16 protein-coding genes are annotated in these 19,417 nt (G+C 74.6%); 5 read left to right on the forward strand and 11 right to left on the reverse strand.

Going from position 1 to position 19,417, the window contains the following annotated elements; all coding sequences use genetic code 11:
* Nucleotides 1–492 (forward strand): transposase (locus AB0424_RS23610; protein ID WP_366308492.1); only part of this gene is annotated, 492 nt, incomplete at its 5' end.
* 232 nt (nt 493–724) lie between these two features.
* Here AB0424_RS23610 and AB0424_RS23615 read toward each other — a convergent pair.
* The gene (locus AB0424_RS23615) at nt 725–3,940 is read right to left on the reverse strand and encodes a tetratricopeptide repeat protein (protein WP_366308494.1); all 3,216 of its coding nucleotides are present in this window, start codon (nt 3,938–3,940) and stop codon (nt 725–727) included.
* A 125-nt stretch (nt 3,941–4,065) separates the two neighbouring features.
* Between AB0424_RS23615 and AB0424_RS23620 the strand changes: the two genes are divergently transcribed.
* Nucleotides 4,066–6,087, forward strand: coding sequence for a thioredoxin domain-containing protein (locus tag AB0424_RS23620; protein ID WP_366308496.1), 2,022 nt, complete (start codon nt 4,066–4,068; stop codon nt 6,085–6,087).
* 86 nt (nt 6,088–6,173) lie between these two features.
* Here the strand turns inward: AB0424_RS23620 and AB0424_RS23625 are convergent, their stop codons facing one another.
* From AB0424_RS23625 to AB0424_RS23635, 3 genes are all read right to left on the reverse strand, one after another.
* On the reverse strand, nt 6,174–6,581 hold the full coding sequence (locus AB0424_RS23625; protein WP_366308498.1) for a rodlin: 408 nt from the start codon (nt 6,579–6,581) through the stop codon (nt 6,174–6,176).
* Nucleotides 6,582–6,675: 94 nt separating this feature from the next.
* Nucleotides 6,676–7,716, reverse strand: coding sequence for an LCP family protein (locus AB0424_RS23630; protein WP_366308499.1), 1,041 nt, complete (start codon nt 7,714–7,716; stop codon nt 6,676–6,678).
* Between the two features lie 393 nt (nt 7,717–8,109).
* Nucleotides 8,110–8,520, reverse strand: coding sequence for a rodlin (locus AB0424_RS23635; protein ID WP_366308500.1), 411 nt, complete (start codon nt 8,518–8,520; stop codon nt 8,110–8,112).
* Nucleotides 8,521–8,738: 218 nt separating this feature from the next.
* Here AB0424_RS23635 and AB0424_RS23640 point away from each other — a divergent pair, with 218 nt between their 5' ends.
* Both AB0424_RS23640 and AB0424_RS23645 read left to right on the forward strand, forming a co-directional pair.
* Nucleotides 8,739–9,152, forward strand: a complete 414-nt coding sequence (locus tag AB0424_RS23640; protein WP_366308501.1) for a rodlin — start codon at nt 8,739–8,741, stop codon at nt 9,150–9,152.
* 176 nt (nt 9,153–9,328) lie between these two features.
* Nucleotides 9,329–9,562, forward strand: a complete 234-nt coding sequence (locus AB0424_RS23645) for a chaplin (protein WP_366308502.1) — start codon at nt 9,329–9,331, stop codon at nt 9,560–9,562.
* 14 nt (nt 9,563–9,576) lie between these two features.
* Here the strand turns inward: AB0424_RS23645 and AB0424_RS23650 are convergent, their stop codons facing one another.
* Together AB0424_RS23650 and AB0424_RS23655 are read right to left on the reverse strand one after the other, a co-directional pair.
* Complete coding sequence (locus tag AB0424_RS23650) at nt 9,577–10,830, reverse strand: FAD-dependent oxidoreductase (RefSeq protein ID WP_366308651.1); 1,254 nt, start codon at nt 10,828–10,830, stop codon at nt 9,577–9,579.
* A gap of 26 nt (nt 10,831–10,856) precedes the next feature.
* On the reverse strand, nt 10,857–12,176 hold the full coding sequence (locus tag AB0424_RS23655; protein ID WP_366308503.1) for an ATP-grasp domain-containing protein: 1,320 nt from the start codon (nt 12,174–12,176) through the stop codon (nt 10,857–10,859).
* Nucleotides 12,177–12,328: 152 nt separating this feature from the next.
* Between AB0424_RS23655 and AB0424_RS23660 the strand changes: the two genes are divergently transcribed.
* Nucleotides 12,329–13,837, forward strand: coding sequence for a glycosyl hydrolase (locus AB0424_RS23660; RefSeq protein ID WP_366308504.1), 1,509 nt, complete (start codon nt 12,329–12,331; stop codon nt 13,835–13,837).
* Between the two features lie 33 nt (nt 13,838–13,870).
* Here AB0424_RS23660 and AB0424_RS23665 read toward each other — a convergent pair whose 3' ends face one another.
* The 5 genes from AB0424_RS23665 to AB0424_RS23685 are packed head-to-tail and all read right to left on the reverse strand — an operon-like array spanning nt 13,871 to nt 19,156.
* Nucleotides 13,871–15,013 (reverse strand): GNAT family N-acetyltransferase, encoded by a 1,143-nt coding sequence (locus tag AB0424_RS23665; RefSeq protein WP_366308505.1) that lies wholly within the window; start codon nt 15,011–15,013, stop codon nt 13,871–13,873.
* Entirely contained in the window at nt 15,010–15,687 is a 678-nt protein-coding gene (locus AB0424_RS23670) for a lipopolysaccharide biosynthesis protein (RefSeq protein WP_366308506.1), read from the reverse strand. The genes AB0424_RS23665 and AB0424_RS23670 overlap by 4 nt, the downstream gene beginning before the upstream one ends.
* 13 nt (nt 15,688–15,700) lie before the next feature.
* Nucleotides 15,701–16,834 carry a glycosyltransferase gene (locus AB0424_RS23675; protein ID WP_366308507.1) on the reverse strand — a complete coding sequence of 378 codons (1,134 nt, stop codon included), beginning with the start codon at nt 16,832–16,834 and terminating at the stop codon, nt 15,701–15,703.
* Nucleotides 16,831–17,634 carry a polysaccharide deacetylase family protein gene (locus tag AB0424_RS23680; protein WP_366308508.1) on the reverse strand — a complete coding sequence of 268 codons (804 nt, stop codon included), beginning with the start codon at nt 17,632–17,634 and terminating at the stop codon, nt 16,831–16,833. Before AB0424_RS23680 ends, AB0424_RS23675 begins: the two co-directional genes overlap by 4 nt.
* Nucleotides 17,531–19,156 (reverse strand): lipid II flippase MurJ, encoded by a 1,626-nt coding sequence (locus AB0424_RS23685; protein WP_366308509.1) that lies wholly within the window; start codon nt 19,154–19,156, stop codon nt 17,531–17,533. Before AB0424_RS23685 ends, AB0424_RS23680 begins: the two co-directional genes overlap by 104 nt.
* Nucleotides 19,157–19,417 lie beyond the last annotated feature (261 nt).

Raw genomic sequence — 19,417 nt, forward strand, 5'->3', positions numbered from 1 at the left:
CGGGCTCCGCGGCCGGTGGCGGATACCGAACGGTTGTGGATCGTCGACGGCACCCTGATCCCGGTCCGCGACCGAAAGATCGGCGCTTCGTCCCGTAACTACCGGTTTTCGGCGAACGTGCAGGTCATCATCGACGCAGACACACGCCTGGTGATCGCGGCGGCCCGGCCGGCGCCAGGCAACAAGGCCGACGCGCATGTCTGGCGTGAGTCGGACCTGCCCGCCCTGGCGGCGAGCACGACCGTGATCGCGGACGGCGCCTACCTCGGCACCGGCCTGATCGTCCCGCACCGCAAGAGACCCGGTCGCCCGCTCCTGCGTGGCCAGGAGGAGGACAACGCCGAACACCGACGCGTCCGAGCCCGCGTCGAGCACTCCTTCGCCCGGATGAAGAACTGGAAGATCCTGCGCGACTGCCGCCAACGAGGCGACGGCCTCCACCACGCCGTCCAGGCCGTCGCCGCCATGCACAACCTCGCCATGGCACGGTGAAACACCAGGCCAGAGACCACATCAGCCTGCCCAAGCCCGACCTTCTGCAACACCCTTTAGGGGGTGTCCGGAAAGTCCCGCCTGGCCCGCGACGCCTGGCACGCACGATCGCCGCGTTGCCGGAATGCCCAAGTAGCTCCGCTACGAGGGCACCCCGGCGCCTTGCGCTCGCACGCACCAGACGCCGCGAGCCCTGCCCTGCGGGCAGACGGCGCCACTCTCCGGACACCCCCTACGCCTCCGGCACCCCCAGCACCTCCCGGGCGTGCCGGTGCGGCACCATGCCCAGGTCCCAGCCCTGCCAGGGCGCCGACGCGGGCACCCCGCGGTCCAGGACCACCGCGTACGCCTCGACGCAGTCGTCGAGCCGCGGATCGCGCGCCGGATGCCGGTCCGCCGCCAGTACGGCGAGCTCCTCGCGCGCCGACACCGTCCCCGGCTCCGGCGCGCCCGGAGCCGCGTGGGGGAGCAGCGTGCAGCGCAGGAAGCGGGCCCAGTCGCCGCCCCGGCGGTCGCCGTAGGACGCGAACAGCTCCCGCGCCTCGTCGCACAGACCCAGCGCCTGCGGCACGCGCCCGTTGCCCGCGTCGATGATCGCGAGCTCCAGGCAGGTCCAGCCCTCCCCGTGGGCCACCCCGATCCGGTGGAAGTCCGCCCGCGCGTCCACCAGCAGCTGCCGGGCGAAACCGGAGTTCCGCAGCCCCCCGGTGCGGGCCGCGAGCTGGTCCCGGGTGACCCGGCCCGAGTGGTGCCGCGCGCTGGCCAGGCCGTACAGGTCCCGCATCCGGGAGAACATCGTCCGGGCCCGGCCCAGCTCCCGCACCGCCTCGTCGCGGTCGCCGCGCTCCTCCAGGGCGTGCCCCAGGTGGTAGAGCGTCCACGCCTCGCCGCGCGCGTCCTCCTGCTCGCGGTGGCGGGCCAGCGCGCCGCGGAGCCCCTCCACCGCCGGCTCCGCGTCCCCGGCGGCGAGCCGCGTCCGGGCGAGCTGGGTCAGCGCCCATGCCTCCCCGCGCCCGTCGTGGATGCGCCCGTAGTCCTCCAGCGCGCCCCGCAGCTCGCGCTCGGCATCCGGCACGGCGCCCCGCAGCAGCAGCAGCTGGCCCCGGTGGAGGTGGGCCCACGCCTCGCCGTGCAGCGACTCGTGCTCCCGGTGCAGCGCGAGCGACCGGTCCAGCAGCGCCGCCGCCTCCGCCAGGTCCCCGCGGTCCCGCTCCACCGCGGCCAGCGCGTGCAGCGTCCACGCCCGGTCGGCGGCGAGTGCCTCCGGCTCCTGGAGCGCGAGCGCCTCCCGCAGCCGGGCCGCCGCTTCCCCCAGCCGTCCCTGGTGGTGCAGGGTGATGCCGAGCGAGCACAGCGCCAGCGCCGCCCCCGGATCCTGGCGGGCCTCCTGATAGGACGAGACGACCGAGGTCAGCGTCGTCCGCGCCTTGTCGAGCTCGCCGAGCTGCCGGGCCGCGATACCGGTCCGCCACTGCACCGACCGCGACAGCTGCCCCTGCCCGATGGCCTCCGTCAGCTCGTTGATCTCGCCGAGCCGGTAGAGGTCACCGCGCAGCAGGCAGTAGTCGCACAGCGCGCCGAGCAGGTCGAGGACCGTCCGCTGGTCGACGCCGTCCGCGTGCCGCAGCGCCGCCGTGATGAAGCTGGTCTCCTCGTCGAACCAGCTCAGCGCCGCCTCCAGCGAGCCGAAGCCGTGCCCGTCGAAGCGGTTCGCGCGGGTCGACATCTTCCCGTCGACCATCCGGATCACCGCGTCCGCGAGCTCCGCGTAGTTCAGGATCAGCCGCCCCTGCGCCGCCGCGATCTCCGCGGCGTCCTCCTCCTCGTGCAGCCGGACCGCGGCGAAGCCCCGCACGGCGTCGTGGAGCCGGTACCGCTCCCCGCGCACATGGTCGATCAGCCCCGCGCCCGCCAGCTCCCGCAGCAGCCGCGCCCCCTCGGCGCCCTTCCCGCCGAGCAGCGCCGCGGCCGCCGCCGCGCCCAGCGAGGCCCGCCCGGCCAGCGCGAGCCTCCGCAGCAGCCGCCGGGCGTCGTCGCCGAGGCCGACCTCGTACCGCACGGACAGCGCGCGCCCGACGGGGTCCTCGTCCCGGCCGGCGCCCCCGAGCGACTCGGCCACCTCGTCCATGGGCCGCCGCCCCAGCAGCGAGCCCGCCGCCCGCAGCGCCAGCGGAAGGCCGCCGCACAGCTCGCGGATCCGCTCCGAGGCGGCGGCGTCGTACGGACCGGGATCGGGCACCTGGGCCGCCGCCCGCAGCAGCTCCTCCGCCCCGGCCGCGTCCAGCGCCGCCACCGGCAGGGCGTGCACCTCGGCCGGCAGGTCCGCGCCCAGGTCCAGCGGCTCCCGGCAGGTCACCAGGACCAGGCTCTCCGAACGCTCCGGCAGCAGCGCCCGCACCTGGGCCGCGTCCACCGCGTCGTCCAGGATCACCACCACCGGCACCCCGGTCAGCTGCCGCTGGTACAACTCCGAGAGCCGAAGCTCCTGTTGCTCCGCCGTCGCACCCTCCCGGAAGAGCAGCCGGTCGCGCGGGGCACCCAGCCGGTTCAGCAGGTGCAGCAGCGCCTCCCGGGTGGACACCGGCCGCTCCCCGCTCGCGGCACCCCTCAGGTCCACCACGCAGGCTCCGCGGAACTGGTCCCGCAGCGCGTGCGCCGCGCGCACCGCGAGCGCCGTCCGCCCCGACCCCGGCTCGCCGTGCAGCAGCACCACCGTCGGCCGGGTCGCCGCCGAGGCCCGCCCCGCCTGGACCCACCGGGTGATCCGTGCCAGTTCCTCCCGCCGCCCCGCGAACTCCCCTCCCGGGTCCGGCAGATGACGGAACGACCGCTCCATGGCGGTACGCTGCCGTGCCGCCGCGCTCCGGTCGGCACCCCGCAGCCGCTCGCCCCACACCTGCCGCGGCGGCTCCGCGGCGCCCCCCGCGGGGCCGGGCGCCCGCTGCCCCTCCAGGAAGGGCCGCACCCCCCGCTCCTCCAGCGCCGACAGCCAGGACTGCCGCAGACCGTCGACGGCCGCGGGCGGCCGGTCGGCGGCCTGCGACGGCCCCGCCGTCACCCGCAGCACCGTCGCCGCCGCGCCCGCCACGGCCACCACCGCGCCCGCCCCGAACGCCGTCCCCGTCGCCGTGCCCAGCGCCAGGTCCGCGCCGACGGCCGCCACCGCCGCGACCCCGGCGACGAGCGCCGGACCGGCCGCCCCGGGCCCGGTGAGACGCTCCGCCCACCCCGTCCGCCCGCTCCCCGCCCCCGACTCCCAGCCCTCCAGAGCACCGAGGAAGGCCGCGTACTCCTCCTCCGCGCCCGCCGTCATCGACTCCAGCGCGGCCCGGCCCCGTGCGAGCAGCACCTCGGCCGCGGGCAGCGACCGGCCCGCGGAGCCACCGGTCTCCTCCGCCACGATCCGCTCCAACAGCTGCTCCGCCACGGCCCGATGACTCTCCCGCATCTGCGTCCCCCTCCGCGCGCGCCGGCGAACCCGGCCCCGATCCGTCCGGGGCCCAGTGTGCTGCGCGGCGCGCGTCGGCGCGAGGGAGCGGAGAAACGGGGAGACGGCTGCGGCAGGATGGGCCCATGCCGAACCGACTGGCCCATGAGACCTCCCCGTACCTCCTGCAGCACGCCGACAACCCCGTCGACTGGTGGCCGTGGTCGGCCGAGGCGTTCGAGGAAGCCCGTCGCCGCGACGTCCCCGTCCTGCTCAGCGTCGGGTACAGCTCCTGCCACTGGTGTCACGTCATGGCGCACGAGTCCTTCGAGGACGACGCCACCGCGGCCCTGGTCAACGAGCACTTCGTCGCCGTCAAGGTCGACCGCGAGGAACGCCCCGACGTCGACGCCGTGTACATGGAGGCCGTCCAGGCCGCCACCGGCCAGGGCGGCTGGCCGATGACCGTCTTCCTCACCCCGGACGCCGCCCCCTTCTACTTCGGCACGTACTTCCCGCCGGAGCCCCGCCACGGCATGCCCTCCTTCCCCGAGGTCCTGGAGGGCGTCCGGGACGCCTGGTCCGGCCGCCGCGAGGAGGTCGGCGAGGTCGCGGAGCGGATCGTCAAGGACCTCGCGGGCCGCTCCCTGGCCTACGGCGGCGACGGCGTCCCCGGCGAGGAGGAGCTCGCCCAGGCCCTCCTCGGCCTCACCCGCGAGTACGACGCCACCCGCGGCGGCTTCGGCGGCGCCCCCAAGTTCCCGCCGTCCATGGTCCTGGAGTTCCTGCTCCGCCACCACGCCCGCACGGGCTCCGAGGGCGCCCTCCAGATGGCCGCCGACACCTGCGAGGCGATGGCCCGCGGCGGCATCTACGACCAGCTCGGCGGCGGCTTCGCCCGCTACGCCGTCGACCGCGCCTGGGTCGTCCCCCACTTCGAGAAGATGCTGTACGACAACGCCCTGCTCTGCCGGGTGTACGCGCACCTCTGGAAGGCGACCGGAAGCGACCTGGCCCGCCGCGTCGCCCTGGAGACGGCCGACTTCCTCGTCCGCGAACTCCGCACCCCCGAGGGCGGTTTCGCCTCGGCGCTCGACGCGGACAGCGACGACGGCACCGGCCGGCACGTCGAAGGCGCGTACTACGTGTGGACCCCCGGGCAGCTCGCCGAGGTCCTCGGCGCGGAGGACGCCGCCCTCGCCGCCGCCCACTACGGCGTCACCGAGGACGGCACCTTCGAACACGGCAGCTCCGTCCTCCAGCTCCCGCAGGACGCGGGGGTCGCCGACGCCGAGCGCGTCGCCTCGATCGCCGCCCGCCTCCTCGCCGCCCGCGAGGAGCGCGCCCGCCCCGGCCGCGACGACAAGGTCGTCGCCGCCTGGAACGGCCTCGCGATCGCCGCCCTCGCCGAGGCCGGCGCCCTCTTCGACCGCCCCGACCTCGTCGAGCGCGCCACCGAGGCCGCCGACCTGCTGGTCCGCGTCCACATGGACGAGCAGGCCCGGCTCACCCGCACCTCCAAGGACGGCCGGGCCGGCGCCAACGCGGGGGTGCTGGAGGACTACGCCGACGTCGCCGAGGGGTTCCTCGCCCTCGCCGCCGTCACGGGCGAGGGCGCCTGGCTCGAGTTCGCCGGCTTCCTCCTCGACCTCGTCCTGGCCCGCTTCACCAGCGAGGGCGGTGCCCTGTACGACACCGCCCACGACGCCGAACAGCTGATCCGCCGCCCCCAGGACCCCACCGACAACGCGGCCCCCTCGGGCTGGACCGCGGCCGCCGGAGCCCTGCTGACGTACGCCGCCCAGACCGGTTCCGAGGCCCACCGCGCCGCCGCCGAAGGGGCGCTCGGCGTCGTCAAGGCCCTCGGCCCGCGCGCGCCCCGCTTCATCGGCTGGGGTCTCGCCACCGCCGAGGCCCTCCTCGACGGGCCCCGGGAGATCGCCGTCGTCGGCACCCCCGGGGACGGGGCGTTCGAGGAGCTGCGCCGCACCGCGCTCCTCGCCACCGCCCCCGGCGCCGTCCTCGCCGCCGGCGCCCCCGACAGCGAGGAGTTCCCGCTCCTGAAGGACCGTCCGCTGGTCGCCGGGGGACCCGCCGCGTACGTCTGCCGTCACTTCACGTGCGACGCCCCCGTCACCGACGCGGCCGCCCTGCGCCGCGCGCTCTGAGGCCGGAACCCGGCGCGGAACGGGGACGGCCCCGCCACCCCTCCGAGGAGGGGCGGCGGGGCCGCACCGTTGCCGAGCGGCGTTGCTCAGCTGTTGCCGGCGCCGTTGCCGGACAGCACGGGGATGTCGCTGAGGATGTGCGAGAGCGGCTCGTCACCCTTGGCCTGGGTGGAGTTCTCGGTGCACTGCTGGTTCTGCGGGGAGGACAGGACGTTGATGTCCTGGACCGCGATCGGGACGAGGCCGACCAGCGAACCGGCGTTGACCTTGGCCGGGAGGCCGACACACGGCTTGTTCAGCGAGCCCTGGACGAGCGCGAACTGCGGGCTCATGTCGCCGTGCGTGGAGGAGTTGCCGAACTCCTGGTGGGCGCCGTTGCCCGACAGCGAGGTGGTGCCGCCGTCGTCCGCGATGGCGAGCGCCTGACCGGCACCCGCCGCCGTCGCGCCGAGAACGGACGCGGCCACAGCAGCCGTCGCCAAGAGCTTCTTCATTGTTCTGGCCTTTCGGATCCTGGCCCGCTGAGTGCCGAGCCGTGCTGATCAACTGGCCGGGGGTCCGGAGGTTCCGGGTAGTCCACCGGACGGCCTACGGGCAGATGAGCGAAGCTCCCGGCGTCGGTCGGTACGTGGCCGCCGGGATCCCGCTCGCCGCCACCGCCCCGGCCTCCGGCAGCGGCCGGTCCTCGCGCAGCCGCCGGAAGACCTCGGCCGCGCCCGCCTCGTCCCAGGCGACGGTGGAGCCGACACCGGCGACGCTCGGGTTGAAGCCGCGGACGGGGACGGTCGCGAACTCCGTGCGGTCCAGGGGCAGGTCCTTCAGCCGGGCGGCGAGCGCCAGCAGCTCCGCCGCGGAGATCCCCCGCTCGGCCGCGGCCGTCCCGCGCAGGGTCGAGGCGAACGCCCGCAGCGCCGCGGGGTCGTCCAGGACGCCGGCGCGGAGCCGGCCCAGGGTGTTCACCACGAACCGCTGCTGCTTGCGGATCCGCCCGAAGTCCATCTGCCCGTCGGCCCGCCGCGAGCGCACGTACTGGAGCGCCTCCCCGCCGCCGACCCGCTTGGTGCCGGGCTGGAGGTCGATGCCGGTGACCGGGTCCTTCAGCGGCTCCGCCGTGCAGACGGCGACGCCGCCGTCGAGCCGGTCGACGGTGTCCATGAACCGCCGGAAGTCGATCTCCAGGTAGCGGTGGACCGGCAGCCCGGTCATCGACTCGACGGTCTCCTGCACGAAGGCGGGGCCGCCCTCGGCCCAGGCGTTGTTGATCTTCGCGGGGTGGGCCGCGTGCACCTTCCCGGTGCGCCGGTCCTGGTGTTCGTCGGGGAAGGAGGTGAGGGAGTCGCGCGGCAGGCCGACGACGCTGATCCGGTCGTTCTCCGCCGAGACGTGCACCAGCATCATCACGTCGGTGCAGTCGCACTCGCGCCCACCGAGCCTGAAACGTTCCTTCTCCTCCTCCGTCACGCCCTTGCGGCTGTCGACGCCCACCACCAGGAGGTTGAGCCCCTGCTGGGGGGAGGGAAGACCGGACGGGGCGACGGCGAGCGCGCCGGGGGCGAGGGCGGCGAGGGCGGTGAAGGCGGCCGACGCGAGCAGTGCGCGGCGGAGCCGCCGGGAACGCGGGAATTTCATGTCCGCACGTTATTTCGAGCCACCTCGCACACAGGTACGCGACGCGACATGAACAGGTCGAATCACTCTCCTGCGGCGCCTGTGGAATGATGCGGGAATCGCAGCGGAAGGAGCGAAGATGGCGCCGGGCCCCGGGAAATGGGAACGGATGGCCTTCATTCCGAAGAGCCGATATGTGAGCGAGCCTCCCCCTCCCGACCGCACTCCCTTTCCGGTGTATTCGGCACTGGTGACCCAGTGGGTGCAGGCGGGGCGCGCGGTGCCGGGCATGCCGGACCGCGAGTGGGAGCGACTGATGGCCACCCCGGTCTGGCCGACCTGGTAGCAGCACGAAAGGGGCCGCCCCGGAGGGCGGCCCCTGACGTGCGGACGTCGTCGCGCGGAGGCGGAACGTCAGTTGTTGCCGACGCCGTTGCCCGACAGGACCGGGATGTCGTCCAGGATGTGCGAGAGGGCCTCGTCACCCTTGGCCTGGGTGGAGTTCTCGGTGCACTGCTGGTTCTGCGGGGAGGACAGGACGTTGACGTCCTGGACCGCGATCGGGATGGCACCGATCAGCGAACCGGCGTTGACCTTGGCCGGCAGGCCGATGCACGGCTTGTTCAGCGAGCCCTGGACCAGCGCGAACTGGGGGCTCATGTTGCCGTAGGTGGCGGAGTTTCCGTACTCCTGGTGCGCGCCGTTGCCCGAGAGCGACGTGGTGCCGCCGTCGTTGGCGATGGCGAGCGCGGGGGACGCGACGGCGGCGGTGGCGCCGACGATGGAGACGGCTGCGGCCGCAGTGGCCATAACCTTCTTGATCACGGGAGTTCCCTTCTAGAACCGGCTCCGTGCAGGGAGCGGCCTGATCAACTGGCCTCGGACGCAAGGGTTCCGCTGTGTCACCCCCTTGGCGGAGCGCACGCGGCAGCGCGAAACGGGGCTCCAGTCGAACGGGTGAAGAGCCGGAACCTCAGCCACCGCACGCAGTTGATCCCGTCGCATCAATCAGGTCGATTGGTGGGAACAGGAACGGAATCACCGTGATCAAGAAGATTATGGCGGCTGCGGCTGTTACGGCCTCTGTTGTCGGCGCTTCTGCTGCGGCGGCCTCCCCGGCGCTCGCCATCGCCGACGACGGCGGCACGACCTCGCTGAGCGGCAACGGCGCGCACCAGTCCTTCGGCAACTCGAAGACCACCGGTGACATGAGCCCGCAGTTCTCCGCCGTCCAGGGCTCGCTGAACAAGCTCTGCCTCGGCGCCCCGGTCAAGGGCAACGTCGGCTCGGTCGTCGGCGTCCTCGTCCCGGTCGCGGTCCAGGACATCAACGTCCTGTCCTCCCCGCAGAACCAGCAGTGCGCCGAGAACTCCACCCAGGCCAAGGGTGACGAGCCGCTCTCGCACATCGTCGAGGACATCCCGGTGCTCTCCGGGAACGGCGCCTACAACGGCTGATCCGTATCGCGCACGAAGGGGCCGGAGAGGACGAGGACGTCCTCTCCGGCCCCTTCGTGTGCGGGCAATGGGGTGAAAGCGGCACCTTCTCCGCTGTTTCGGTTTCCTTTTCGAGGCGGGTTCGTTGTGTTCTGTGCTGCGGAAATGCATTCCGCCGAGGAAAGGATCCAGACGAGATGAACTGTAAGAAGGCTGCGGCCGTCATCGCCGGAATCGTCATGGCCATGGGTGTCGCTTCGCCGGCCTTCGCGGACGCGGACGCGACGGGCGCGGCGATCGGTTCGCCGGGCGTCCTGTCCGGCAACGTCGTGCAGATCCCGATCCACGTGCCGATCAACGTCTGCGGCAACAGCGTGAACGTCATCGCCGCGCTGAACCCGGCCTTCGGCAACACCTGCATCAACGCCTGAGTCCCGGCCCCGCCTCATGCCGAGACCGGCGCCCTGCCGCCGGTCCGGGGCCGCCCCGCCGTCCGGCCCGGTCCGGCCGCCCGCAGCCGCCGCCCCACCCCCTTCACCAGCCGTCCCGCCGTGTAGTCCGCGCCGAGGACGAACCGCATCGACGGGCCGTACGACGGGGCGGTGAGCAGCCCCGTGAGGAAGAGGCCGGGCCACGAGGACTCGAAGTGGCCGCCGACCTCCGGCGCGCCGCCCGCGCCGACCCTGCGCAGCGCGCCGCGCAGTGCGGGGGCCAGTACCTCGGCGCGGTCCAGGGACGGCGCGAAGCCGGTGGCCGCGATGACGTGGTCGGTCTCCAGGGCCGTCGTCCCGTCCCGCCCGGCCACCTCGATCCGCAGCCGTTCGTCCCCGGTCACCGCGGCCGAGGTGATCCGCTGCCCCAGACGGACGTCCCGGACCGCGGCGAACCGCTCGCGCAGCCACCAGGCGCCCGCCGGGCCGAGCGCCGAGTCGAAGATCCGCTCACGGGTGGCGGCCGGGAGACGCCGGAAGAGACCGGGGGCGTCGGCGTAGAGCTTGTTCCGCCAGCCGCAGCCGAGCCCCGTGTGCGGGGCGCGCAGCGCCGCCGGCAGGCCGCGGTCGAGGGCCGGGGGCGGCGTGTTCCAGTGCAGCCGGTCCGCGCGGGCGACGATCCGGACGGCCGCGCCGCACTCGGTGAGGAGCGCGGCCGTCTCCAGGGCGGCCTGGCCGGCCCCGACGACGGTGACGTCCCGGCCCGCGAGGCCGTCGAGGTCGCCGTGGTGGCCCGAGTGGGTGACGTACCGGCGGGGGAGTCCGCGCAGCGGCCCGGGGATCTCCAGGAACGGCAGGACGCCGACGGCGAGCGCCACCGTCCGGGCGCGGACCCGCTCCCCGTCCTCCGTCCGCAGCTCGAACCCCCCGGTGCCGGGCTCCACCGACGCGATCAGCCGCTCGTCGACCACCGGCACGGCCTGCCGGGCGAACCAGTCCCCGTACGCGGCGAAGAAGCCGACGGGCAGCGGCACGCCGTGGACGGCGCGGACGCCCCGGATCGCGGCGTACGCGTCGAGTCCCCAGGCGCCCTCGGGGTCGGAGAGGTGGGAGGCCCAGGGCTCCGACTTCAGGAACATGCCCGGGGGCATGGCGTGCCAGGACTCCATCGGGCGGCCGAAGACGCCCAGGCGCAGACCGCGGGCCGCCGCGTGCGCGGCCACGGACAGGCCGTACGGTCCGGCCCCGACGACCACCAGGTCGTACATCGCCTTCGGCATCGTGCGGTCCGCCTTCATCGTGGGGTGAGCTGGTGGGAGGAGGAGGAAGAGGAGGAGCGGGCCGCCGGCGCGGTGGCCGCGGTCGCCGGGCGCGCGCGCCACGCCGCGAACCTCCCGCGGAGCACCGAAAGCGCCCGGCGCAGCAGGTGCCCGAGCCAGGCGCGCCCCATCGCGAGCGCGGGTCGCGGGTCGTCGGCCGCGCACCAGGCGTACTCCGTCCGCTGCCGCGCGGCCCCCGGCTCGGCCGCGTACCTCCGGCGCGGCGAGGCCAGGAGGGAGAGCGCCGCGTAGTTCTCGACCAGGAACCGGCGGCCGTACACGGGGGAGTGCGGCGGCACCCGGCGCCCGGTGAGGTCCAGGTGCAGCGCCCGCACCACGTCCAGGCCCGCCGGGTCGGCGAAGAGCCGGAACTGGGCGCCGGGCCGGGGGTTGACGTCGAGCAGGTGGTACGCGCCGGTCGCCGGGTCGAGCCGGAAGTCCAGGTCGCACACGCCCCGGTAGTCCAGCGCCTCGAACAGCGCGCGGGCCGCCCGGTCCACGTCCGGGTTCACGGTCCAGCGGCCCACGGCGGTGAGCCCCGCCCCGTCCGGCCAGGAGCGCTCCTTGCGTCCGGTCGCCCCCGTCGCGCAGCCGCCGGCGGAGTCCACGTACCCGTGGAAGAACCAGTCGAGGTCGCGGCCCGCCGGCAGCATCTCCTGGAGCAGCAGCCGGCTCCCGGCCTCCGGGGCGCGCGCGTACAGCTCCCTGACCTCCGCGAGGGACCGCACGATCGAGGTGCTGCGCAGACCGACGCCGGACGGCAGCAGCCACGGCCGGCTCCACTTGGCGATCACCGGTAACCCCAGGGCCCATGCCATCGCGGCGGCCTCGTCCTCCTCGGTGGGGAGTTCGGTACGGGGATGGGGCAGCCCGAGGGCCGCGCAGGTCTCGGCGAGCGCCGCCTTGTCGGCCACCTTCAGGAGCTGCTCCTCCGACTGCTCGGGCAGCAGGAAGCGAGGGGCGAGCGCCGCCCGGTGCCGGGCCAGCGCGAGGGCGCTCACGTCGTCCAGCGGCACGGGCAGCACCCGATGTGACGGGTCGTCGGTGATCTCGTCCGCGACATCGGTCAGGAAGGCCGCCAGTCCGGCGCCCGAGTCGTGCTCGGGGCGCTCCCGGGCCGATCGCAGATATCGGGAGCGGGCCACCGGACTGGTGCTCGATTCGACGACGGCGTGCACCGGAATTCCCGCTCGCCCCAGCGAGCGCGCGGCGCCCAGGGTTCCGTGATGGAAGGGATTCCGGTCGAGCCGCACCAGGACGGCGGGAACGCGGGTGTCAAAACTCGGCACGGGCATGCCCTTCCTCTCGGGTGCCCCAACTGGGCGATCAAATCCTCTAATGGACTACTGATCAGAGGGAAGCCGAGTTCACGGTCGGCTCATTAGGAATACTTTCGGAGCATCGGATTGACGGATCATCAAAAAGTGATCGACGCAAAGGAGCGGCCATGGCAGCTGCACGCCGAAGAACAGCGAGAGTGTGGCTGGGGGTGTTCACCGCCGGTCTGCTCACCTCGGGCTCGGTCGCCCTGTCGTCCCCCGCCCGGGCCTCCGACGAGGTCCCGGCGAAGGAACCCGCCCCGACCCTCGCCAGTGCCATGGGCGCCTTCCTCGACTCCGGCGCGGCGGGGGTCGCCCGCATCGACCGGCTGCAGAGCTGGCTCGGTGGCCGGGAGCTCCGCGTCGGCCACACCTACCTGCCCGGTGAACACTGGAAGAGCATCGAGGGGCCGCCCGGCTTCCTCGACGCCTGGGCCGCCTGGCGCAACGAGAAGGCCGACCGCCTCTTCGTCCTCAACGTGCCCATGCTGGAACGCAACGAGGCGGGCGTCCCCGACCAGGAGGTCCGCCGCCAGCTCCGGCTCGGCGCCGCCGGCTACTACGACCACCACTTCAAGACCCTCGCCGAGCGCCTCGTCGGGCAGAACGCCACCGACACGATCATCGTCCTCGGCTGGGAGATGAACGGCACCACCTACACCCACCGGTGCGCGCCCGACCCCACCTCGTGGAAGAAGTACTGGAACCGCATCGTCACCGCCATGCGTTCCGTACCCGGCCAGAAGTTCCGCTTCGACTTCAACCCCAGCCGCGGCCGCGACGCCGTTCCGTGGACCGAGTGCTACCCGGGCGACGACGTCGTCGACATCATCGGCATGGACTCCTACGACCAGCCGCGGGGCAGCAGTTTCGACCAGCACGTCACCGAGCCGTACGGGCTGCAGAAACAGGTCGACTTCGCCGCCGAGCACGGAAAGCAGATCTCCTATCCCGAATGGGGGCTCTTCCGGAACGGCGACAATCCCACGTACATGCGGCGCATGCTCGAATGGATGCAGGAGCACAAGCCGCTCTATCACACGATCACCGATTACTGTCCGCACGGCGTCTGGCAGTGCGACGGAAATCCCCAGTCGTCGCTGGTCTTCCGGCAGATGCTGTACGGGGTCGAGCCCGAGATCCCGACGGAGCCGACGGATCCCACGGACCCGACGGACCCGACGGACCCGACGGACCCGACGGATCCCACGGAGCCGACGGATCCCACGGACCCGACTGTCCCTGAGCCGAAGCCCGAGCCGAAGCCCGAGCCCAAGCCGGAACCGAAGCCCGAGCCGAAGCCGGAACCCAAGCCGGAACCGAAGCCCGAGCCCAAGCCGGAACCGAAGCCCGAGCCGAAGCCGGAACCCAAGCCCGAGCCGAAGCCCGAGCCGAAGCCCGAGCCCAAGCCGGAACCGAAGCCGGAACCGAAGCCGGAACCGAAGCCCGAGCCCAAGCCGGAACCGAAGCCCGAGCCCAAGCCGGAACCGAAGCCCGAGCCCGTCTGTTGGACCGTGGATCTCGGTTCGTGGGTGGACGGCTGGATCGGCGGGTCGGTGTGCGTCCCGGAGGTCATGTGGAAGGACGAGGCCGACCGGGGCTGGAAGGACGCGCTGAAGGGGGTCTGGCCCTTCTGACCGGCCGGTGGTCGACGGTCACGGCGGCGGAGTTCATCCGCCGCCGTGCGGGGGGCGGCGGCCCGGGAGCCGGCCGACCGCCCGCCCGACCCAGGCGCGTTCACGGGCCTGGGCGGCGGCCCAGCGCCGGACGTCGGCCGCGCCCGCGCGCAGCCAGAGCAGCGGGGCCGTACCGCGCGAGGCGAGGAGCAGGCGGCGGTTGCGGACGGGCTCGGGACGCCAGTGCTGCTTGTAGGACTCGCTGCCCCGCAGCATGCTGAGGGTGGCGCGGCCGCCGGTGCTGGTCTCGCGGGCCCCGTGCCGCAGGAGCATGGTGGCGACGTCGACCTTGCGGGCCCGCAGGGCCGGGTCGGCGCCGTACAGGTAGCCGCCCGCGAGCCGGGGGGACATCAGGGTCAGGTCGGCGGCCACCACGTCGCCGGCGAGCCGGAACTCGGTGACCATCGCGTCGCCGCGCTCGACCATGGGCCGCACGGCCCGGTTGAGGTGCTGGGCGAACCGACGGCTGGTGTGCTCGGCGGTCACGCCACGCCCCTGCCACTGCAGCCGGTGGAGTGCCAGGAGCCGATCGAGGGCGGCGGGGACCTCGTCCCCGGTGACGATGTGCGCGTCGATGCCGAGGGCGTCCAGCTTGCGCAGCTTGGCGCGGACCCGCTGGGCCTTCCCCGAGGGGATCCGTTCGAGCAGCCCCTCCATGGGGACGGCGGGCAACTCCAGGCAGAGCGAGTCCGGCAGCCGCCGGCGGGGGCCGCGCCACTGGGCGAAGACACGCTCGCTGGCGGCCCCGGGTCGTACCTCCCGCAGGTCGACGACGGCGCCGCGGGCGGCTCGGGCGACACCGCGGGCCAGCGCCGGTACCGCCTCGGGACGGTCGTCGTCGAGGAGGACGTCCGTGAAGTCGGTGATGGCGCCGCCGAGCTGGGTCAGGACCGGCAGCGGCCCCCCGGCCCGCATCAGGGGCGCGGCGGCCAGGAGTCGCCCGTCGGCGCCGCGTACGAGCACCACCCGCAGCGCGCCGGGACGGCCGTACGAGAGCCACCAGGAGTGCAGCCAGGAGTGGGACTGGAAGGGGGTCGCGGAGGAACACCGGCCGTACAGCGCCGTCCACTCGGCCGCGAGGCGCCCGAAGACCTCCTCGTCACGGCAGATCTCGGTCCGCAGCTCTCTCGGGGTCACACCGCCTCCGGCTGGTGCGAGGCGGCCGCCGGAGCGGGCACCGCGGCGGACATGGCGGGAGCGGCGGACTGCCGGGAGTGCCGGGCCTCGCCGCGGGCACCGGAGCGCTTCGGGCGGACCAGGAGGGCCAGGCCGCCGAGGAGCCCGCCCGCACAGGCGCCGACGAGCGCGGAGAGCGGCGCGGACGGCGAGACGGGGTCGACGGGCTTGGTGGCGCGGGAGAACTGCACGACCTTGACGCCGGTGCTGCCGGCGACGTGCGAGCTGTCGAGGATCAGCGCGCGGGCCACCCCGTCGGCCATGGACACCGCCTTCGCGGGCCGGTCGGCGCGGGCGGTGATCGAGATCATCGGGGCGTCCGGGGAGGTCGCCGCCTGCACGTTCCTGCGCAGCGTGTCGGCGGTGACCCCCGCCCACACCTGGGCGTCGCCGGTCACCGCGATGTCGGTGGCGACGCGCCCGTACGCCTGGGCGAAGCCGATCGCCGCCGCGGGGTCGGACTTCTCGGCCGGTACGACGATGACGTAACTGGTCGCCGCGTACTGCGGGGTCTTCACCGCCCCGTAACCGCCGCCGAGGGCGGCCCCGGCGAGGACCGCCGCGGGCAGGACCGCCCAGCGGCCGGGGGACCGCAGGCCGGCGGGGAGCAGGGCGCGGGATGGGGAGTTCTTCATGGTGCGGGCTCTCTCACTTGGCGGGGGACGGGATGCCGTGGACGGACTGTTCGTAGAGGGACGTCAACTGCCGTGCGCTGTGCGCGATGTCGTAGTGCCGGGCGGCCGCCGGCGCCGGGAGCCGGACGGCCCCGGCGTCCCGGACGCCGTGCAGCGCGGAGACCAGCTCGGGTACGGACCCGCCGATCCGGTGCGCGCCCGGTGCCGCGTCCGGGGCCAGGTCCTCGAGGGCGGGGCAGGCCGCGTACAGCACCGGAAGCCCCGCGGCGAGCGCCTCGACGACGGCGAGCCCGAAGGTCTCGTCGGGGGAGGTGGACACGAAGACGTCCATGGCGGCCAGCAGGTCGGGCAGCGAGGGGCCCGGCGCGCCGGCGGCCGGCGGATCCTGGCAGGCGCCGGCGAGCAGCACCCGGTCCGCGGCGCCGCACGCGCGGGCCACCCCCAGCAGTTCCTCGCGCAGGTCGCCCTCGCCGACGAGCAGCAGGCGGGACTCCGGCACGGCCGCCACCGCCCGCACCAGCCGGTCGAACCGCTTCCCCGGCGTCAGCCGCCCCACCCCGCCCACGACATGGGCGTCCCGGGGGATGCCGAGGGCGTCCCGGGTGCGGCGGCGGGCATCCGCGTCGAAGGCGAAGCGTTCCGTCTCGATGCCGTTGGGCACCACGCGGATACGGGCCGCCGGCACGCCCCAGTCGGCGAGCCGGCGGGCGACGCTCGGCGAGACGGCGACCGTGGAGCTGCCGAGCCGCTCGGACGCCAGGTACAGGGCGCGGGTGCCCGCCGAGAGCGGACGGCCCTCGATCTGCGTCTCGCCGAGGGAGTGCTCGGTCGCGATGACCCGGCGCACCCCGGCGATCCGCGCCGCCGCCCTGCCGTACACGCACGCCCGGTAGAGGTGCGTGTGGACGAGGTCGTAGCGGCCCTGCCGCACGATCCGGGCGAGCCGGGGCAGCGCCCCGAGGTCGCGGTTCCCCGTCATGCCGAGATGGGTGACCGGCGTGCCGTCCGCCTCGATGCCAGCGGCGACCGCCCCCGGGTTGGTGAGGGTCACCACGTCGCCGCGGACGGGCAGATGGCGCAGCAGGAGGCGCAGCTGCTGCTCGGCGCCCCCGATGCCGAGCCCCGTGATGACGTGCAGGACCTTCACGGCGCACCCACCCGGGCCGGGCCGAGCGGGGCGGTGACCAGGTCGGCGGGGTGGCGGCGGCGCAGCGGGTGCAGGACGCGCTTGGCGGCGAGCCGCAGGGAGGTGTCGCCCTCGCCGATGTGGACGCGGGGCAGGGCGTACGTGCTGGTGTGCGGGCCCGGGTCGATCGCGCAGCCGTAGGCGTAGCCGGCCTTCCGCACGGCGTGCATCGCGCGCGGGTCGACCTTCCCGTACGGGTAGCAGAAGCCGTCGACCGGCGTGCCGGTCATCTCCTCCAGGAGCTCGCGGCTGTGCCGGGTCTCGGCGGCGAGCAGTTCGTCGCCCGCCTCGGGGAGCGGGACGTGCGTCAGGCCGTGCGAACCGATCTCCATGCCGGCCTCGGCGATCCGCACGATCTGGTCCTCGGTCAGCAGCGACTTGCGCGGCCCCGCGGCGTCCCAGGCGTTCTCGCCGCCGAGCCGGCCGGGCAGGACGAACACCGTCGCCGTGAAGCCGTGCCGCCGCAGCAGCGGCAGCGCCGAGTCGAGGAAGTCCGCGTAGCCGTCGTCGAACGTGAGGCCCACCAGGCCCTTGGCGCACCCGGCCGCCGTGGCGGCGAGCAGCTCGCGCACCGAGACCCCGCGCAGCCCGCGGTCGGCCAGCCAGTGCAGCTGCCGGGCGAAGCGTACGGGCGAGACGGTCACCCGGTACGGGTCGTCAGCGGGGTCCGTGATCGAGTGGTACATCGCCACCCACAGGGGCGGTTTCACCCACAGGGGCGGCTTCGGCAGCAGACTGCGCAGCGCGGTGGCGGCGGGCATGGGGCGTCCTCCGGGAGACGGAGCGGGGCAGGGGCGGAATCTCGGGCGCCTTGGCGGCGCAGGCGATGAAGAGCAGGAAGACGCCGCAGACCGCCGCGCAGGCGACGGCGACGGCGAGGACGGCGGGGCCGATCGCGAGCTGGCAGAGCCAGCCGACGCCGGTGGCCCACGCGCCCGTGGTGGCGAGCCGGAGGAGGCCGTCGCCGAGGCGGTCGGCCCGGACCGGGACGGCCTGCCGGTGCGCGCCGCGCAGCAGCAGCACGGCGGTGAGGGTGATGCCGAGGGCGTTGGCGGCGGCGATGCCGACCGCTCCCCAGTGGTGGGCGCCGGGAACACCCGCGGCGGCGGTCGTGGCGAGGCCCGCGGCCATGGCGGCGGCCGGGTACCAGAGCGGGCGCGCGGCGGAGAAGTAGCAGCGCACGAGGGCGCCGACCATCGTCTGGCCGAGCAGTCCCAGCGCGTACACCCGCATGACGGCGGCGGTCGCGGTGGTGTCGGCGGAGCCGAACTCCCCGCGCTCGAAGAGCAGCTCGACGATCCTCGGCGCGGCCGCGATCACGGTCGAGGCGCCGACGAGCACCACGACGGCGGCCAGCAGCAGGTCCCGCTCGACCCGCCGGCGGGCCGCCTCGGCGTCGCCCGCCGCCAGCGCGCGGGCCACCACCGGGAAGCTGACCGTGCACAGCATCAGGGAGAGGATCATCGGCATCTGCGCGACCTTCTGCGCGTAGTTCAGATGCGAGATGGCGCCGGCGGGCAGCGGGGAGGCGAGGAACCGTTCGATCAGGGTCTGCGACTGGCGGCACAGCGAGAACGCCACGACGGGAGCGATCAGACCCAGGAGCACGATCCGACCCTCGCCCGCACCGCCGGCCGCGGGCGCCGCGGGCTCCCGCGCCGGCCCGGGCCGGCTCCGCAGCTCGCGCAGGAGCGACGGCGCCTGCACCAGGACCATCAGGACACCGCCGACCGCGACCCCGGCGGCGGCGGACCGCACCCCCCACGGCCCGCGCAGCAGCAGGATCGTGCCGATGATGCCGACGTTGTACGCCGTGTAGATCGTCGCCGGCGGCACGAAGCAGCCGTGCGCGCGCAGCGCGGCGGAGCAGTACCCGACCAGCGCGAAGGAGAGCACGCACGTCGCGGTGAGCCGCGTGCAGTCGATCGCGAGCCCGGGGTCGGGCAGCCCCGGGGCCAGGGCGGACACCAGGAGCGGCGCGGCGACGACGAGGACGGCCGCCGCGGCCCCCACGGCGAGCGTGAGCCGGGGCAGCGTGCCGCGCACCAGCGCCCGCACCGGGTCGCCGAACGGACTCCCGGGACGGCGGGCCAGCGCACGCGAGAAGGCCGGCACCAGGATCAGCGCCATCGCGTCCTCGATGAGCAGCGTCGAGGCGAACTCCGGCACCGTCCACGCCACCAGGAACGCGTCCGTCTCGGCCCCCGCCCCGAAGTACCCGGCCAGGATCTGGTCCCGTACGAGTCCGAGGAGCGCCCCGAGCGCGGTGAGCGCGGCGGTCACCGCCGCCGCCTTCGCCAGGAACCCCCGCCCCTGCGTCCGGTCGGTCCCGGCCGCCGGCCGCCGGGGCCGCGCGTGCGCCCGCCGCCCCGTGGGCCGGGCCGGCACGGCCCCGCCCCCGGCCGGACCGCGCACCGACACCCGCCGCGCCCCGGCGAGCCCCGCGGCGCCGGGCGGGCACACCGGACCGCCGGGCGGCGGCCCGGGGACACCGCCACCTGCCGCACGGCGTACGCCCCCGCCGGGCGCCCCCGGCACGCCGGG

This window comes from Streptomyces sp. NPDC051180, assembly GCF_040689545.1.
Lineage (GTDB): Bacteria > Actinomycetota > Actinomycetes > Streptomycetales > Streptomycetaceae > Streptomyces.

Coding starts and splice junctions, on each gene's coding strand:
- AB0424_RS23625 (WP_366308498.1), bottom strand. CDS start 6,581: ATGAAGAAGCTCTTGGCGACGGCTGCTGTGGCCGCGTCCGTTCTCGGC.
- AB0424_RS23615 (WP_366308494.1), bottom strand. CDS start 3,940: ATGCGGGAGAGTCATCGGGCCGTGGCGGAGCAGCTGTTGGAGCGGATC.
- AB0424_RS23655 (WP_366308503.1), bottom strand. CDS start 12,176: ATGCCCGTGCCGAGTTTTGACACCCGCGTTCCCGCCGTCCTGGTGCGG.
- AB0424_RS23630 (WP_366308499.1), bottom strand. CDS start 7,716: ATGAAATTCCCGCGTTCCCGGCGGCTCCGCCGCGCACTGCTCGCGTCG.
- AB0424_RS23670 (WP_366308506.1), bottom strand. CDS start 15,687: ATGAAGAACTCCCCATCCCGCGCCCTGCTCCCCGCCGGCCTGCGGTCC.
- AB0424_RS23645 (WP_366308502.1), top strand. CDS start 9,329: ATGAACTGTAAGAAGGCTGCGGCCGTCATCGCCGGAATCGTCATGGCC.
- AB0424_RS23650 (WP_366308651.1), bottom strand. CDS start 10,830: ATGTACGACCTGGTGGTCGTCGGGGCCGGACCGTACGGCCTGTCCGTG.
- AB0424_RS23680 (WP_366308508.1), bottom strand. CDS start 17,634: ATGCCCGCCGCCACCGCGCTGCGCAGTCTGCTGCCGAAGCCGCCCCTG.
- AB0424_RS23620 (WP_366308496.1), top strand. CDS start 4,066: ATGCCGAACCGACTGGCCCATGAGACCTCCCCGTACCTCCTGCAGCAC.
- AB0424_RS23660 (WP_366308504.1), top strand. CDS start 12,329: ATGGCAGCTGCACGCCGAAGAACAGCGAGAGTGTGGCTGGGGGTGTTC.